The organism is Micromonospora sp. CNZ303 (genome assembly GCF_004345505.1).
The window spans coordinates 187,258-202,467 of record NZ_SLVT01000003.1; the positions used below are offsets into that span (position 1 = coordinate 187,258).

General features: G+C 74.5%; 11 protein-coding genes. 7 read left to right on the top strand and 4 right to left on the bottom strand.

The features are described 5' to 3' along the window. The first annotated feature begins 12 nt into the window (after nt 1–12). The 5 genes from dxr (at nt 13) to EV374_RS07010 (ending at nt 8,439) form a co-directional block, all read left to right on the top strand. A complete protein-coding gene (gene dxr / locus EV374_RS06990; RefSeq protein ID WP_132232762.1) occupies nt 13–1,227 on the top strand; it encodes a 1-deoxy-D-xylulose-5-phosphate reductoisomerase in 1,215 nt (404 codons plus the stop codon). Next, complete coding sequence (locus EV374_RS06995; protein ID WP_132232764.1) at nt 1,227–2,477, top strand: site-2 protease family protein; 1,251 nt, start codon at nt 1,227–1,229, stop codon at nt 2,475–2,477. The genes dxr and EV374_RS06995 overlap by 1 nt, the downstream gene beginning before the upstream one ends. A 9-nt stretch (nt 2,478–2,486) precedes the next feature. Next, entirely contained in the window at nt 2,487–3,659 is a 1,173-nt protein-coding gene (ispG, locus tag EV374_RS07000; protein ID WP_089001519.1) for a flavodoxin-dependent (E)-4-hydroxy-3-methylbut-2-enyl-diphosphate synthase, read from the top strand. Nucleotides 3,660–3,816: 157 nt separating this feature from the next. Then, on the top strand, nt 3,817–4,656 hold the full coding sequence (locus tag EV374_RS07005; RefSeq protein ID WP_132232766.1) for a DUF4081 domain-containing GNAT family N-acetyltransferase: 840 nt from the start codon (nt 3,817–3,819) through the stop codon (nt 4,654–4,656). A 156-nt stretch (nt 4,657–4,812) separates the two neighbouring features. After that, entirely contained in the window at nt 4,813–8,439 is a 3,627-nt protein-coding gene (locus EV374_RS07010) for an ATP-binding cassette domain-containing protein (RefSeq protein ID WP_132232768.1), read from the top strand. Nucleotides 8,440–8,480: 41 nt separating this feature from the next. Here the strand turns inward: EV374_RS07010 and EV374_RS07015 are convergent, their stop codons facing one another. The 4 genes from EV374_RS07015 to EV374_RS07030 all read right to left on the bottom strand — a co-directional run bounded on the left by EV374_RS07015 (nt 8,481) and on the right by EV374_RS07030 (nt 12,783). Next, the gene (locus EV374_RS07015; protein ID WP_132232770.1) at nt 8,481–9,548 is read right to left on the bottom strand and encodes an NADH:flavin oxidoreductase/NADH oxidase; all 1,068 of its coding nucleotides are present in this window, start codon (nt 9,546–9,548) and stop codon (nt 8,481–8,483) included. A 73-nt stretch (nt 9,549–9,621) separates the two neighbouring features. Then, complete coding sequence (locus EV374_RS07020; RefSeq protein ID WP_132233226.1) at nt 9,622–10,926, bottom strand: dicarboxylate/amino acid:cation symporter; 1,305 nt, start codon at nt 10,924–10,926, stop codon at nt 9,622–9,624. Nucleotides 10,927–11,189: 263 nt separating this feature from the next. After that, a complete protein-coding gene (locus EV374_RS07025; RefSeq protein ID WP_132232772.1) occupies nt 11,190–11,825 on the bottom strand; it encodes a DUF998 domain-containing protein in 636 nt (211 codons plus the stop codon). After that, the gene (locus tag EV374_RS07030) at nt 11,818–12,783 is read right to left on the bottom strand and encodes a glutathione S-transferase C-terminal domain-containing protein (RefSeq protein WP_132232774.1); all 966 of its coding nucleotides are present in this window, start codon (nt 12,781–12,783) and stop codon (nt 11,818–11,820) included. Before EV374_RS07030 ends, EV374_RS07025 begins: the two co-directional genes overlap by 8 nt. A 107-nt stretch (nt 12,784–12,890) precedes the next feature. Between EV374_RS07030 and pcaF the strand changes: the two genes are divergently transcribed. Further along, on the top strand, nt 12,891–14,096 hold the full coding sequence (gene pcaF, locus EV374_RS07035; RefSeq protein WP_132232776.1) for a 3-oxoadipyl-CoA thiolase: 1,206 nt from the start codon (nt 12,891–12,893) through the stop codon (nt 14,094–14,096). Between the two features lie 293 nt (nt 14,097–14,389). Continuing rightward, nucleotides 14,390–15,208 carry an SAM-dependent methyltransferase gene (locus tag EV374_RS07040; protein ID WP_132232778.1) on the top strand — a complete coding sequence of 273 codons (819 nt, stop codon included), beginning with the start codon at nt 14,390–14,392 and terminating at the stop codon, nt 15,206–15,208. Nucleotides 15,209–15,210 lie beyond the last annotated feature (2 nt).

Below are 15,210 nucleotides of genomic sequence, written 5' to 3' on the forward strand. Positions count from 1 at the left end.
AAGAATGGCCCGGTGACTTCGCCCCGGGAACTCGTCCTGCTCGGCTCCACCGGTTCGATCGGCACACAGGCCATCGACATCGTGCGGCGCAACCCGGACCGGTTCCGGGTGGTGGCGCTCGGCGCCGGCGGCGGCAACGTCGAGCTGCTCGCCGCCCAAGCCCTCGAACTGCGCGTCGACGCGGTCGGCGTGGCGAAGGCGTCCGCCGCGCAGGACCTCCAGCTCGCCTTCTACGCCGAGGCGAGCCGGCGCGGCTGGGCCACCGGGGACTTCAAGCTGCCCAAGATCGTGGCCGGCCCGGACGCGATGACCGAGCTGGCGCAGTGGCCCTGCGACGTCGTGCTCAACGGGGTGGTCGGCTCGCTCGGGCTCGCGCCGACCCTGGCCGCGCTGCGCGCCGGGCGTACGCTCGCGCTCGCCAACAAGGAGTCGCTCGTGGCCGGCGGCTCGCTGGTCAGGGCGGCGGTGACGCGGCCGGAGCAGATCGTCCCCGTCGACTCGGAGCACTCGGCGCTGGCGCAGTGCCTGCGCGGCGGCGCCCGGAGCGAGGTGCGGCGGCTGGTCGTCACCGCCAGCGGCGGGCCGTTCCGGGGCAGGCGGCGCGACGAGTTGACGCAGGTCACGCCCGAGCAGGCGCTGGCCCACCCGACCTGGAACATGGGACCGGTCGTCACGATCAACTCCGCCACGATGGTCAACAAGGCGCTGGAGGTGATCGAGGCGCACGAGCTGTTCGACGTGCCGTACGCCGACATCGCCGTGATGGTGCACCCGCAGTCGGTGATCCATTCGATGGTCGAGTTCACCGACGGCTCCACCCTCGCCCAGGCCAGCCCGCCCGACATGCGGCTGCCGATCGCGCTCGGCCTCGGCTGGCCCGACCGGGTCGGTGACGCCGCCGCCGCCGTCGACTGGACGAAGGCCCACACCTGGGAGTTCGCGCCGCTGGACGACGAGGCGTTCCCGGCCGTGGCGCTGGCCAAGGCCGCCGGCGAGGCCGGCCGCTGCCGGCCGGCGATCTACAACGCGGCGAACGAGGAGTGCGTGGCCGCGTTCGTGGCCGGCCGGCTGCCCTTCCTCGGCATCGTCGACACCCTCCGGCGGGTGCTGGACGACGCTCCCGACTTCGACGAACCAGGTACCGTCGAGGACGTGCTCGCGGCGGAGTCGTGGGCGCGCGCGCACGCGCAGGAGATCATCATCGCGGGTTCGGTGGAAGGAGCTTGATGGCGTACCTGCTCGGGGTGGTGCTCTTCGCCCTCGCGATCCTCATCTCGGTGAGCCTGCACGAGGCGGGGCACCTGCTCACCGCCAAGGCGTTCGGGATGAAGGTCACCAAGTACTTCGTCGGATTCGGCCCCACCCTGTGGTCCTTCAAGCGGGGCGAGACCGAGTACGGCGTCAAGGGCATCCCGCTCGGCGGCTTCTGCAAGATCGTCGGGATGACGCCCCAGGACGACGACGTCGACCCGGCCGACGAGCCGCGCGCGATGTGGCGGTTCCCGGTCTGGAAGCGGACGATCGTGATGTCCGCGGGCTCGATCACCCACTTCGCCCTCGCCCTGATCGCCCTCTGGATCATCGCGGTGAGCGCCGGGCTGCCCAACCCGCAGTTCCCCAGCACCGAGGCCGAGATCCGCAAGGAGCCGGCGGTCATCCAGCTGTCGAAGTGCGTGGTCCCGGAGAACACGCTGCGCGAGTGCACCACCGCCGACCCCGCCAGCCCCGCCGCCCAGGCGCAGCTGCGCGACGGCGACCGGATCACCGGGATCAACGGCACGCCGATCAACGACTACGGGCAGCTGCTCACCACCCTGCGCACCCTCAAGCCGGGCGACACGGCGCAGATCGCGTACGTCCGCGACGGCCAGCCGGCCACGACCAGCACGGTGCTCGCGCAGACCCAGCGACCCCCGCTCGACGACCCGAAGGGCCAGGTCGCCGCGGTCGCCGCGCTCGGCGTCGGCCTCGTGCCCAGCACCCCGACGCGGGTGACGTACGGGCCGGTCGGGGCGTTCGGCGCGACCGCCGACTTCACCGGCGACATGGCGGTGAACACCTTCGAGGCGATGAAGCGCATCCCGCAGAAGGTCCCCGCGCTGTGGGCGGCGATCACCGGCGAAGAGCGGGACATCGACACCCCGATCAGCGTGGTCGGCGCCAGCCGGCTCGGCGGCGAGGCCGTCGAGAACGACGCCTGGCTGCTGTTCTTCATGCTCTTCGTCTCGCTGAACTTCTTCATCGGCGTGTTCAACCTGCTGCCGCTGCTGCCCCTCGACGGCGGGCACATCGCCATCGCCTGGTTCGAGCGGGCCCGCTCCTGGCTCTACGCCCGCATCGGCCGCGCCGACCCCGGGCGCGTCGACTACCTCAAGCTCATGCCCCTCACGTACGCGGTGATCCTGATCGGTGGCGTGTTCACGCTGCTGACCATCACCGCGGACGTCGTCAACCCGATCACGCTCTTCTCAAGGTGAGTGCCTGAAGTGACCGCTGTCAGTCTCGGTATCCCCGCCGTACCGCCCCCGCCGCTCGCCCCGCGCCGGGTCAGCCGCCAGATCATGGTCGGTCCGGTCCCGGTCGGCGGGGGCGCGCCGGTGTCGGTGCAGTCGATGACCACCACCCTCACCTCCGACGTCAACGCCACGCTCCAGCAGATCGCCGAGCTGACCGCGTCCGGCTGCCAGATCGTCCGGGTCGCCGTGCCCAGCCAGGACGACGTGGAGGCGCTGCCCGCGATCGCGCGGAAGTCGCAGATCCCGGTGATCGCCGACATCCACTTCCAGCCGAAGTACGTCTTCGCCGCGATCGACGCCGGCTGCGCGGCGGTCCGGGTCAACCCGGGCAACATCCGCCAGTTCGACGACAAGGTCAAGGAGATCGCCAAGGCGGCCGGCGACGCGGGCGTGCCGATCCGGATCGGCGTCAACGCCGGCTCGCTGGACAAGCGGCTGCTCGCCAAGTACGGCAAGGCCACCGCCGAGGCGCTTGTCGAGTCGGCGCTGTGGGAGTGCTCGCTGTTCGAGGAGCACGGCTTCCGTGACATCAAGATCTCGGTCAAGCACAACGACCCGGTGGTCATGATCCGGGCGTACCGCCAGCTCGCCGAGAAGTGCGACTACCCGCTGCACCTCGGCGTCACCGAGGCCGGCCCGGCCTTCCAGGGCACCATCAAGTCGGCGGTCGCCTTCGGCGCGCTGCTGGCCGAGGGGATCGGCGACACGATCCGGGTCTCGCTGTCGGCCCCGCCGGTGGAGGAGATCAAGGTCGGCAACCAGATCCTGGAGTCGCTCGGGCTGCGCGAGCGGGGCCTGGAGATCGTCTCCTGCCCGTCCTGCGGCCGGGCCCAGGTCGACGTCTACAAGCTGGCCGAGGAGGTCACCGCCGGCCTGGAGGGGCTGCCGGTGCCGCTGCGGGTCGCCGTGATGGGCTGCGTCGTGAACGGCCCGGGCGAGGCCCGCGAGGCCGACCTCGGGGTGGCCTCCGGCAACGGCAAGGGCCAGATCTTCGTCAAGGGCAAGGTCGTCAAGACCGTGCCCGAGGCGCAGATCGTGGAGACCCTGATCGAGGAGGCGCTGCGCATCGCCGACGAGATGGGTGCCGAGCTGCCCGAGGAGCTGCGCGGCCTGCTCCCCGGCGCCACCGTCAGCGTGCACTGACCCACCGCGCCGTCGCGCGCCGGCCCCGACCGCCCCCGCCGGCGGCCGGGGCCGGCGCGCTTCCGCCGGGCGTACGCGCCGCGTCCCGTCACGGTGCAGGCGTCCCACTGGTCACTCGACCGGCGCGGCACGGGGCGGATCTGGCAGGCTGGTAGCCGTGCTGACGGTGCCGGTACGCCAACTGGGGGAGTCGGAGCGCCGCGCGGTCGAGCGGCTGCTCGACCTCGACCCGTTCGCGGGCGCGCAGGTCGCCGAGCGGATCACGGCGCGTGGCCTGGCCTGGTGGCGTGCCGAGGGGCGGGTGCTGGGCTACGGCAGCCGCCGCAACCTCGAGTCGATCTGCTGGCTCGGCGGCAACCTGACCCCGGTGCTCGCCACCGAGCCGGCCGTCGCCGCCTACGCCGACCTGCTCGCCGGCGAGGAGCGGCTCTGCTCGTCGATCGTGGGCCGGGCCGACGCGGTGCTCGGCCTCTGGGACCGCCTCTCCGCCGTCTGGGGGCCGGCCCGGGACGTACGCCCCAACCAGCCGTTGCTGGCGACCGACGCGCTGCCGGCGCTGCGGGCGGACCCGCAGGTGCGGCGGGTGCGCGCCAGCGAGGTCGACCGGCTCTTTCCGGCGGCGGTGGCGATGTACACCGAGGAGGTCGGCGTCTCACCGCTCGCCGACGACGGCGGGCGCGGCTACCGGCGGCGGGTCACCGACCTGGTCCGGACCGGGCGGGCGTACGCCCGGTTCGTCGACGGCCGGGTGGTGTTCAAGGCCGAGCTGGCGGTGGTGACCCGCCGGACCGCCCAGGTGCAGGGCGTCTGGGTGGCCCCCGAGTGGCGGGGCCGGGGCATCGCGTCGGCGGCCATGGCGGCGGTGGTTCGCGACGCGCTGCTGCGGGTCGCCCCGACCGTCAGCCTCTACGTCAACGACTTCAACCTGCCGGCCCGCCGGGTCTACGAGCGCTGCGGATTCCGCCCGGTCGGCACGCTCGCCACCGTGCTCTTCTGAGTCACCCTTCGCGGCGTCCGCGCGGGACGGCTCCCGGCCGGCGCGGCCCACGCACCGGCCTCCGGCCAGGTGAACGGCCGGTAAATGCGTTGAGCCGGCCGGCTCCACCGACCAGGCTGGATGCTCCGCCCCGGTCTGCGGAGAAGGGACTCCGTCATGCGTCTGCTCCGGGACATGTGGGCGACCTCGCCCCGCCGGATGGCGATCGTGACCTGCCTGATCGTGCTCGGCGCCGGGGGCCAGGCCGCCGCCGCCGCGCTGGCCGGCCCCGTTCTGGTGCACCGCGCCGCCGGGTTCTTCGCGCTGCTCGCCGTGGCGCTGGTCGCCGCCGTCCTCACCGACCTCGCGGTGAGCCTGCTGATGGCCGGGCTGACCGCCGACTGGTCCGCCGACGTGCGGCGCCGGCTGTGCCGGGTCGCGCTCGGGCAGGACCTGCCGACCCTGGAGACCACCCCGGTCGGCGAGCTGCTCGACCGCATCGACGGCGACGTATACCAGGTCGCCGCTGCGGTGCGCAACCAGGGCGTACGGATCGCGCAGGGCCTCGCCGCGGGTGTGCTGTCGACCGTCGTCGCCCTCGCGGTGTGGTGGCCGGCCGGCCTCGGGATGCTGCTGCTGACCGTGCTGCTGGCCGTCGGCCTGCGCAAGCCCACCGCGCGGATCGGCCCGGCCCGGATGGCCGAGGAGGAGGCCTGGTCCGACCTCGCCGCGGTGATGGAGGAGGCCATCCACGGCCAGGACGACGTACGCACCAGCCTGGCCCGGCCGTACGTGCTGCGCCTCTACGCCCGGCGGGCCGCCGAGGTGCTCAGTCGCGGGGTGCGCGTGTGGCGGATGTCCGCCCAGGTCACCACCGTGGCCGCCGGCGTCATCCGGGTCGGGATCGCGGCCGTGGTGCTCGGCGGCGCGTGGGCGCTGGTCACCGGCCGGGTCGACGGTGCCCGGCTCACCGCGATCTGGCTGCTGGCCATCGGCTTCGGCATGACCGTCGAGCACGTCAGCCGGATGGTCCCCGAACTCCAGTACGCCCTCGGCGCCTGGGGGCGGGTGCAGCTGCTGGCGGGCTCCCGGCAGGAGCCCGTGGGCGGGGCCGCCCCGAACGAGGGCGACCTGGTGGTGCGGGGCCTCACCTTCCGCTACGGGGGTGCCGACGACGGGCGCGGCCCCGCGCTGCACGACGTCGACCTGACCTTCACCCGGGGCCGCTCGTACGCGCTGGTCGGCCGGACCGGCTCCGGCAAGTCCACCCTGGCGAAGGTGCTCACCCGGGCCGTCGACGTGCCGCCCGGCACGGTCTTCCTGGCCGGCGACGACGTGTGCGACCTCGACGTCGAGGCGCTGCGCCGGTGGATCGCCGTGGTGCCCCAGCGCACCGAGATCCTCGCCGGGACCCTCGCCGAGAACGTCGCGCTGTTCGATCCGGACCTGCTCGACGCCGCCGCCCGGGCGCTGCGCGAGCTGGGGCTCGACGGCTGGATCGCCGAGCTGCCCGCCGGGCTGCGGACCCGGCTGGGCGACGGCGGGCACGTGCTCTCGGCCGGGCAGGAGCAGTTGGTCGCCTTCGCCCGGATCCTGGTGCGCGACCCGCACGTGGTGATCCTCGACGAGGCCACCGCCCGCCTCGACCCGGTCACCGAGGCGCGGGTGCAGCAGGCCACCGAGCGGTTGCTGCGGGACCGGATCGGCATCGTCATCGCCCACCGCCTCTCCTCCGTACGCCGCTGCGACGAGGTGGTGGTGATGGCCGACGGCGCGGTCGTGGAGGCCGGGCCGCTGGACTCCTCGGAACGCTTCGCCGAACTGCTCGCCACCAGCCACGCCACCGCGTACGCCCACGCGGCGCCGGGCGGTCGCTCCGGCGGGGTCGACCTGCTGACCGGCCCGTCGGACCCGTGGCCGATCCCCGGCCCGGACGACGCCCTCCCACCGGCGACACCCCCGGTCGGCCCACCGGCCACGCCCTCGGCCGTGCCGCCCGTCGGGGTGCCGGCCGTGCCGCCGGTCGGGGCGGTCCCCGCGACCCCGGCGGAGTCGGCCGGGTCGGCCGACGGCCTGGCGGGTCAGGGCGGGTCCGAAGCCTCCGGGGAGCCGGAGCCGACGTCCCCGCAAGGGCTGCGCGGACTGCGGGAGATCCTGCGGCTGTGCCTCAACGACGCGCGCTACGGGCTGGCCTCGCTGGCGCTGTTCCTGCTGCTCGTGCTCCTCGGGCTGGAGGGGCCGGTGCTGCCGTGGCTCTGGGCGGACGTGGTCGACGGCACCGGCGACCCGTGGCAGCCCGCGCTGGGGATCGTCGTCGGCCTGCTGGTGACCCTGCCGGTGCCGTACCTCAACGGCCTGCGCTTCCCGCAGTGGTGGGTCCGGCAGATGCTGCGGATCAGCCTGCGCCTGGTGCACGGCCAGACCGGACCGCGCCGGGTCAGCCGGCACACGCCGGCGGAGGTGGTGGCCCAGGGCGGCGACACCGAGCGGGTGGTACAGCTCGCCGACAACCTGATGGACCAGGGGCTCTCGCTGGTGCTCCTGGTCACGATGACCGCCGTCACCGGCAGCGTGGTGCCGGGGCTCTTCTTCGCGGGCACGATGCTCGTCTCCGGACTCGCCGCCACGCTGTTCGGCCCCCACCTGGAACGGTCGGCGCGGGCCACCGTCGCGGCGCGGGCCGCGTTCGCCACCGCGCTGGTCTCCTCGCTGTCGGCCGCCCGTACGGTCAAGCTCGCCGGGGCCACCCGCCCGGTGCTGGCCCACCTGGCCGACCTCGACGTGGTGCGCAGCGACCGGCAACGCCGGGAGATCGCCGTGCAGGTCTGGTCCCGCTCGACCCCGTCGCTGGTCAGCGGCCTGCTGCCGATCGGCGCGTGGGCGCTCTTCCTGGCCGGGCAGCTCTCGGCCGGCACCACCCTGGTCGCGGTCGCCACCCTGGCAGCCGCCCGCTGGTTCGCGTGGACGACGGCCTCGCTGATCTCGCAGATCCCGTCGGCGCGGGTGTGGACCCGGCGGACGGTGGCGATGACCGGCGTGGAGGCGTACTCGGCGGCGGTGCCGGGGGTGGAGCTCGGCGCGGGGACGGCCCCGGCGCCCGTCGTGCCGCCCCGGCACCCGCTACGCCGGCTGGAGCTGACCGGCTTCGGCGTCCGGCACACCGACGGGACGGTGGCCGTACGCGACGTCGACCTGACGGTGGAACGCGGCCAGCTGGTGCTGGTCGTCGGCCCGGTCGGCTCGGGCAAGTCGTCGCTGCTGCGGGCGCTGGCCGGCATCGCCCCGCACACCGGGCGGCTGACCTGGAACGGCGACCCCGTCACCGAGCCGGAGCTGTTCCTGCGCCCCCACCAGGTGGGCTACGTCGGCCAGCTGCCCCGGGTGCTCTCCGGCACGGTGGCCGACAACATCACCCTCGGCCACCAGGTGGACGCCGCGGCGGCGGTGTCGACCGCTCAGCTCGACCACGACCTGGCATCGACCGGCGGCGGGCTCGGGCTGCTGATCGGGCACAAGGGCACCCGGCTCTCGGGCGGGCAGTTGCAGCGCCTCGCGCTGGCCCGGGCGCTCGCCCCCCGTACCGAGCTGCTGGTGGCCGACGACGTGTCCTCGGCGCTGGACGTCACCACCGAGCTGGCGCTGTGGCAGGCGCTGCGCGAGCACGGCGTGACCGTGGTGGGGTCGACCTCGAAGCGCGCCGCCCTGGTCCGGGCCGACCACGTCGTGGTCCTCCAGTCCGGCACGGTCGCCGCCCAGGGCCCCTGGCGCGACCTGGAACCCCACTGGTCCCACCTGGCCGGCTGACCCCGGCCCGGCCCCACCTGGGCGGGGCCGGGGATCGGGGGTCAGGTGGCGCGGGCGTACTGGGCGGGCCAGGTGGGGGTGGCGCCGAGCTTGGCGGCGGCCCGGTGCGGCCAGTACGGGTCCCGCAGGAGTTCCCGCCCGAGCAGGACCAGGTCGGCGTCGCCGGACGCGACGATCTCCTCGGCCTGCTCCGGCTCGACGATCAGGCCGACCGCGCCGGTGGCCACGCCCGACTCCCGGCGTATCCGGGCGGCCAGCGGCACCTGGTAGCCCGGGCCGACCGGGACGGTCGCAGTGGCCGACGCGCCGCCCGAGGAGCAGTCGACCAGGTCCACCCCGGCGGCGGCCAGTTCGCCGGCGAGCACCACGCTGTCCTCGGCCGTCCAGCCCGTCGGCTCCCAGTCGGTGGCCGAGATGCGGGTCAGTACGGGCACGTCCTCGCCGACCGCCGCACGGACCGCCCGCGCCACCTCCAGGGTGAGCCGCATCCGGCCGGAGCGGTCCCCGCCCCAGCCGTCGTCGCGGTGGTTCGTCAGCGGGGAGAGGAACTCGTGCAACAGGTAGCCGTGCGCGGCGTGGATCTCCACGGCCGCGAACCCGGCGTCGACCGCCCGGCCGGCCCCCGCCGCGAACGCCTCGACGACGCCGGCGATGCCCGCCTCGTCCAGCGCGGTCGGCACCCGGTAGTCGGGCACGAACGGCGCGGACCCCGGGCCGACCGGGGTCCAGCCGCCCTCGGCGTCGGGCACCCCGCCCCGCCGGGACGCCCACGGGTGGTACGTCGAGGCCTTGAACCCGGCGTGCGCGAGCTGCACGACCGGCACCGCGCCGTGCGCGGCGACGAAGGCGGTCACCGGCCGCCAGGCGTCGACGTGCGCCCCGGACCAGAGCCCGGTGTCCTGGGGGCTGATCCGCCCCTCGGGCAGCACGGCGGTGGCCTCGGTCATCACCAGACCCGCGCCGCCGACCGCGCGGGCGCCCAGGTGCACCAGGTGCCAGTCGGTGGGCAGGCCGTCCGGGCCGGCGGTGTACTGGCACATCGGCGCCAGGGCGATCCGGTTGGGCAGGGTCACGCTGCGCAGGGTCAGCGGGGTGAACAGGACACTCATGCGGTCATCCTCTCGGACGCGGGGAGGACCCCGGGGCGGGGTCCTCCCCGACTCGTCGGTCGCGCCGGGCGGCTCAGGCAGGGAGGGGGCTCAGCTCCTCGGAGCGGCGCGGGCCGTCGCCGTCGGCGTCCGCCGGGGCGAGCGGCGACCGCCGGCCCGCCGAGTCGTACGCGGCCCGGTCCAGGGTGCCCTCGCGGGCGGCGACGATCGTCGGCACCAGCGCCTGGCCGGCGACGTTGGTGGCGGTGCGGATCATGTCCAGGATCGGGTCGATCGCCAGCAGCAGACCGGCGCCGGCCAGCGGCAGGCCCAGCGTGCTCAGCGTCAGGGTGAGCATCACGATCGCGCCGGTCAGGCCGGCGGTGGCGGCCGAGCCGACCACCGAGACGAAGGCGATCAGCAGGTAGTCGGTGACGCCGAGGTCCACCCCGAAGACCTGGGCGACGAAGATCGCGGCCAGCGCCGGGTAGATCGCCGCGCAGCCGTCCATCTTCGTGGTGGCGCCGAACGGCACCGCGAAGGAGGCGTACTCGCGGGGGACGCCGAGGCGCTCGACCGAGCGCTGGGTCACCGGCATCGTGCCCACCGAGGAGCGGGAGACGAACGCCAGCTCGATCGCGGGCCAGGCGCCGGCGAAGAAGCGCAGCGGGTTGAGCCGGCCGGCGCCCACCAGCAGCAGCGGGTAGACCACGAAGAGCACGATCGCGCAGCCGACGTAGACGGCGGTGGTGAACTTGGCGAGCGGGGCGACCAGGTCCCAGCCGTACGAGGCGACGGCGTTGCCGATCAGGCCGAGGGTGCCGATCGGGGCGAGCCGGATGACCCACCACAGGGCCTTCTGGACGATCTCCAGCAGCGCGCGGTTGATCGCCACGAACGGCTCCGCGGGCTCGCCGAGCAGCAGCGCCGCCGCGCCGACGACGAGGGCCAGGAAGACGATCTGGAGCACGTTGCCGTCGACGAACGCGCCGACCGGGTTGGTCGGCACGATGCCGGTGAGGAAGTCGGTCCACGAGCCGGTCCTCGTGGGCGCGGTGGCGCCGGCGGTGTCGAGGGTGACGCCGCGGCCCGGGTCGGTGAGCAGGCCGAGCCCGATGCCGACGCCCACCGCGATCAGCGCGGTGACGCCGAACCAGAGCAGGGTCTTCAGGGCCAGCCGGGCGGCGTTGGCCACCCCGCGCAGGCTGACCACGCTGACCACGATGGCGGTGAAGACCAGCGGCGGTACGGCCAGCTTGAGCAGCTGGACGAAGAGGCCGCCGACGGTGTCGAGGGTGCTGGTGAGCCAGCTCAGGTCGTTGGCACGGGCGAGGAAGCCGAGCGCCACGCCGAGGACGAGGCCGAGCAGGATCTGCACGGAGAAGGGGATCTTGCGCAGGGCGGAAGCCATGAGGGTGTGTCCCTGGGTCTGGAGGTCGGAACGGGCAGCGTCAGGAGAGCGGCTGCGCCGGACAGACGCCGCTGGCCTGCAGTCGGAGGTCGACATACAGGCGCACGGTCAGGTGCCAGACGTTGGTCATCGCCGCCGAGGATAACGCCGGCCGTCGATGCTCCGGAAGGAGTCCCCGCGGTGACGCTCCTTACACCAGATGTAAGGAAGGGGCCCTTCCTCTACCGCAGGCGTTAACAAGGGGCCCTTCCTCACCGGCGGAGGGCGACGGCGGTCGCGGCGGCCGTGCCCCACAGGACGGCCACCAGCAGCAGCAGCCGCTCCAGCACGGCGATCAGGCCGCCGCGCCCCACGAAGAGCATGGCCACGGCGGTCGCGCCCGCCAGCGGCAGGGCCGCCGCCAGGGCCACCGCGGCCAGTCGACGCAGCGCCGGCGGCGCGGCCCGGGTGAGCATGATCGCCAGCATCGCGAGGACCACCGCGGCCACCGCGAGGATGCTCGCCGCGCCGTGCACCAGGTCCGCCGTGGTCGCCTGCTCGAACGGCGGCAGCGGGCAGCCGGCGCTGCACGTGACCGCCCCGGAGACCAGCGCGAAGACGCTCCCGGCCGCGAGCAGCCCGGCCGCCGCCCGCAGCACCGGGGGCAGCGCCGCCGCGAGCAGCAGCAGCCCGGCCGCCAGGGCGAAGACCCCGATCCGGTACGCCGGGGCGTACGCGCTGTCGGTGACGCCCGCCTCGCTGACGTACCCGGTCAGGCCCGGCCCCGGACCGGCGACCACGGCGACGGTCACCGCGACCGCGCCCGCGACGACGCAGGCGGCGGAGGCCGACGCGGCGGCGGCCCGGGGCGCGGCGGTACGCGGGTCGGCCCGGCGCGGCTCAGCCACGCCCGTGCGGCGTGGTCCAGCCGGAGGTGTCGGGGCCGAGCGGGACGATCCCCGTCGGGTTGATCGCCGCGTGGGTGCCGTAGTAGTGCCGCTTGATGTGGTCGAAGTCGACCGTCTCGCCGAAGCCCGGCGTCTGGAACAGGTCCCGCGCGTACGCCCAGAGCACCGGCAGTTCGGTGAGCTTCTGCCGGTTGCACTTGAAGTGCCCGTGGTATGCCACGTCGAAGCGGACCAGGGTGGTGAAGAGCCGCACGTCGGGCTCGGTGATCACGTCGCCCATCAGGTAGCGCCGGCCCGCCAGCCGCGCGGAGAGCGCGTCGAGCCGGGCGAACAGCGCCGTGAACGCCTCGTCGTACGCGGCCTGCGAGGTGGCGAAGCCGCACCGGTAGACCCCGTTGTTGACGTCCCGGTGGATCTCCGCCATCAGCGCGTCGATCTCCGGGCGGAGTTCGACCGGGTAGAGGTCCGGCGCCCCCGGCCCGTGCAGGCCCCGCCACTCGGTGGACAGGTCCAGGGTGAGCTGCGGATAGTCGTTCGTGACCACCCGGCCGGTGCGCGTGTCGACCAGCGCCGGCACCGTGACCCGCCCGGTGTAGTCGGGGTCGGTGGCCAGGTACGCCTCGGAGAGGAAGCCGATGCCGAGCACCGGGTCGAACCCGTCGGGGTCGAGGGCGAACCGCCAGCCCCGCTCGTCGCGGATCGGGTCGACCGTGCCGAGGGAGATCGCGTCCTGGAGGCCGAGCAGGCCACGCACGATCCGGGCCCGGTGCGCCCACGGGCAGGCCCGGCACCAGATCAGCCGGTAGCGGCCCGACTCCAGCGGCCACCGGCCCTGCGCGTCCGGCCCGCCGCCGGGCGGGGAGTCGGAGTCCGGGGTGACCCGACCGGTGAACCGGTTGGGCTGGCGGACGAACTCGCCGCCGCCACTGGTCTCTGCGCTGAACTGGGCCCGGGCCATGCCGCCAACCTATCCGCTGCGCGCGCGGATATCCTGGCGGCCGGGCGTCCCCGCGACCCGGAACCGCCCCGCCCCCGCCCCTTCCCACCCCCCGAAGGATCGCGCTGATGACCGTGGCATACCTGGTGGCCGGTGTCCGCACCCCGATCGGCCGCTACGCCGGCGCCCTCGCCGGCGTCCGCCCCGACGACCTGGCCGCGCACGTGATCCGCGAACTGGTCGCCCGACACCCGTCGGTGGACTGGGCGCGGGTGGACGACGTGATCCTGGGCTGCGCCAACCAGGCCGGCGAGGACAACCGCAACGTGGCCCGGATGGCGGCGCTGCTCGGCGGGCTGCCCGAGGAGGTGCCCGGCAGCACGGTCAACCGGCTCTGCGGCTCCGGCCTGGACGCCCTCGCCACCGCGGCCCGCTCCGTCGTGGCCGGCGAGGCGGACCTCGTGGTGGCCGGCGGGGTGGAGAGCATGAGCCGCGCCCCGTTCGTGATGCCGAAGGCGACCACCCCGTTCTCCCGCACCGCCGAGGTCTACGACACCACCATCGGCTGGCGGCTGGTCAACCCGCTGATGGAGAAGCACTGGGGCATCGACTCCATGCCGGAGACGGCGGAGAACGTCGCCGCCGCGTACGGCGTCGGCCGCGCCGAGCAGGACGAGTTCGCGTACCGGTCGCAGCAGCGGGCCGCGAAGGCGCAGGCCGACGGCCGCTTCGCCGAGGAGATCGTGGGAGTGACCGTGCCGGCGGGGCGGCGCGAGACCAGGCTCGTCGAGGTCGACGAGCACCCCCGGGAGACCTCGCTGGAGAAGCTCGCCGCGCTGCCCACCCCGTTCCGCGAGGGCGGCACGGTGACCGCCGGCAACTCGTCGGGTGTCAACGACGGCGCGGTGGCGCTGCTGGTCGCCTCCGAGGCCGCCGTGGCCCGCTACGGCCTCACCCCGCTGGCCCGGGTCGCCGGCGCCGCCGCGGCCGGCGTACCGCCGCGGGTGATGGGCGTCGGGCCGGTGCCGGCCACCCGGAAGCTGCTCGACCGCCTCGGCCTCGGCCTCGACGCGGTCGACGTGATCGAGCTGAACGAGGCGTTCGCCGCGCAGTCCGTCGCGGTGCTGCGCGAGCTGGGCCTGCCGACCGACGCCGAGCACGTCAACCCGAACGGCGGGGCCATCGCGCTCGGGCACCCGCTCGGCGCCAGCGGCGCCCGGCTGGCGCTGACGGCCGCGCTCGAGCTGCGCCGCCGGGGCGGCCGGCGGGCGCTGGCCACCATGTGCGTCGGCGTGGGGCAGGGCATCTCGCTGCTGCTGGAGTCCGCCGGCTGACCCGGGGTCGGCCAGGGCCGCCGCCGCTGTCCGCCCGGTCCGGGGGCTCCGATGCCGTGGGCGACGAAGGCTCGTCACCGGCGGGGGCGGAGCCGTGCCGGCGGGCGAGCAGGGCCGTGACGGACATCCGACGGGCCGACGAAGTGGGTCATGGGACCTCCCGGAGCCGGCAGTACGCGGCCTAGAGTGGTGAGCACCACACGACCCGCGGGTCGGCCGGTGCCTCGCGTACCCCCACGTGACCGCGGCACCGGCTCCCTCCCGCACCGCGGCGACGACCATGAGGTGCAGCAGTGCAGATGCCGGACGGACTTCCCGCCGAGATCGACCTCACCCGCCCGAGCGCGGCCCGGGTGTACGACTACTTCCTCGGCGGGGCGCACAACTTCGAGATCGACCGGCAGCTCGCCGAGCAGATCGCCGCCATGACCCCGAACCTGGCGGCGACCATGCGCGCCGGCCGGGAGTTCCTGCGTCGCGCCGTACGCACGCTGCTCGACGCCGGCATCGACCAGTTCCTCGACATCGGCTCCGGCATCCCCACCGTGGGCAACGTGCACGAGGTCGCCCAGACGGCCAATCCGAAGGCCCGGGTGGTCTACGTCGACATCGACCCGGTCGCGGTGGCGCACAGCCGGGAGCTGCTCGCCGGCGACGAGCTGACCGGGGTGATCCACGGCGACCTGCGTGAGCCGGAGCGGATCCTGGCCGCGGCCCGTGACCTCGGGCTGCTCGACTTCAGCCGGCCGCTGGGCATCCTGCTCGCCGGGGTGGTGCACTTCGTCCGGGACGCCGACCGCCCCGGCGAGATCCTGGCCACCCTCCGGGCCGCCGCTGCTCCGGGCAGCCACCTGGTCGTCTCACACTCCACGTTCGAGGACCAGCCGCAGGAGATGCTCGACGCGCAGCGCCTCTCGGCGCGTACCGACACCGAGATCACGTTGCGCTCCCGGGCCGAGGTGACGAGCTTCTTCGGCGACTGGACGCTCCTGGAGCCGGGTGTGGTGCACATGCCGCTGTGGCGCCCCGACTCGCCTTCCGACGTCGACGAGCACCCGGAGCGGTTCGGCGCCTTCGGCGGCGTCGCCCGGTACGACCAACCCACCGCCTGAGC

What these genes read in the sequence shown, in the direction of transcription:
- EV374_RS06995 (WP_132232764.1), top strand. Translation starts at nt 1,227, where the DNA reads ATGGCGTACCTGCTCGGGGTGGTGCTCTTCGCCCTCGCGATCCTCATC.
- EV374_RS07010 (WP_132232768.1), top strand. Translation starts at nt 4,813, where the DNA reads ATGCGTCTGCTCCGGGACATGTGGGCGACCTCGCCCCGCCGGATGGCG.
- EV374_RS07015 (WP_132232770.1), bottom strand. Translation starts at nt 9,548, where the DNA reads ATGAGTGTCCTGTTCACCCCGCTGACCCTGCGCAGCGTGACCCTGCCC.
- EV374_RS07030 (WP_132232774.1), bottom strand. Translation starts at nt 12,783, where the DNA reads ATGGCCCGGGCCCAGTTCAGCGCAGAGACCAGTGGCGGCGGCGAGTTC.
- pcaF (WP_132232776.1), top strand. Translation starts at nt 12,891, where the DNA reads ATGACCGTGGCATACCTGGTGGCCGGTGTCCGCACCCCGATCGGCCGC.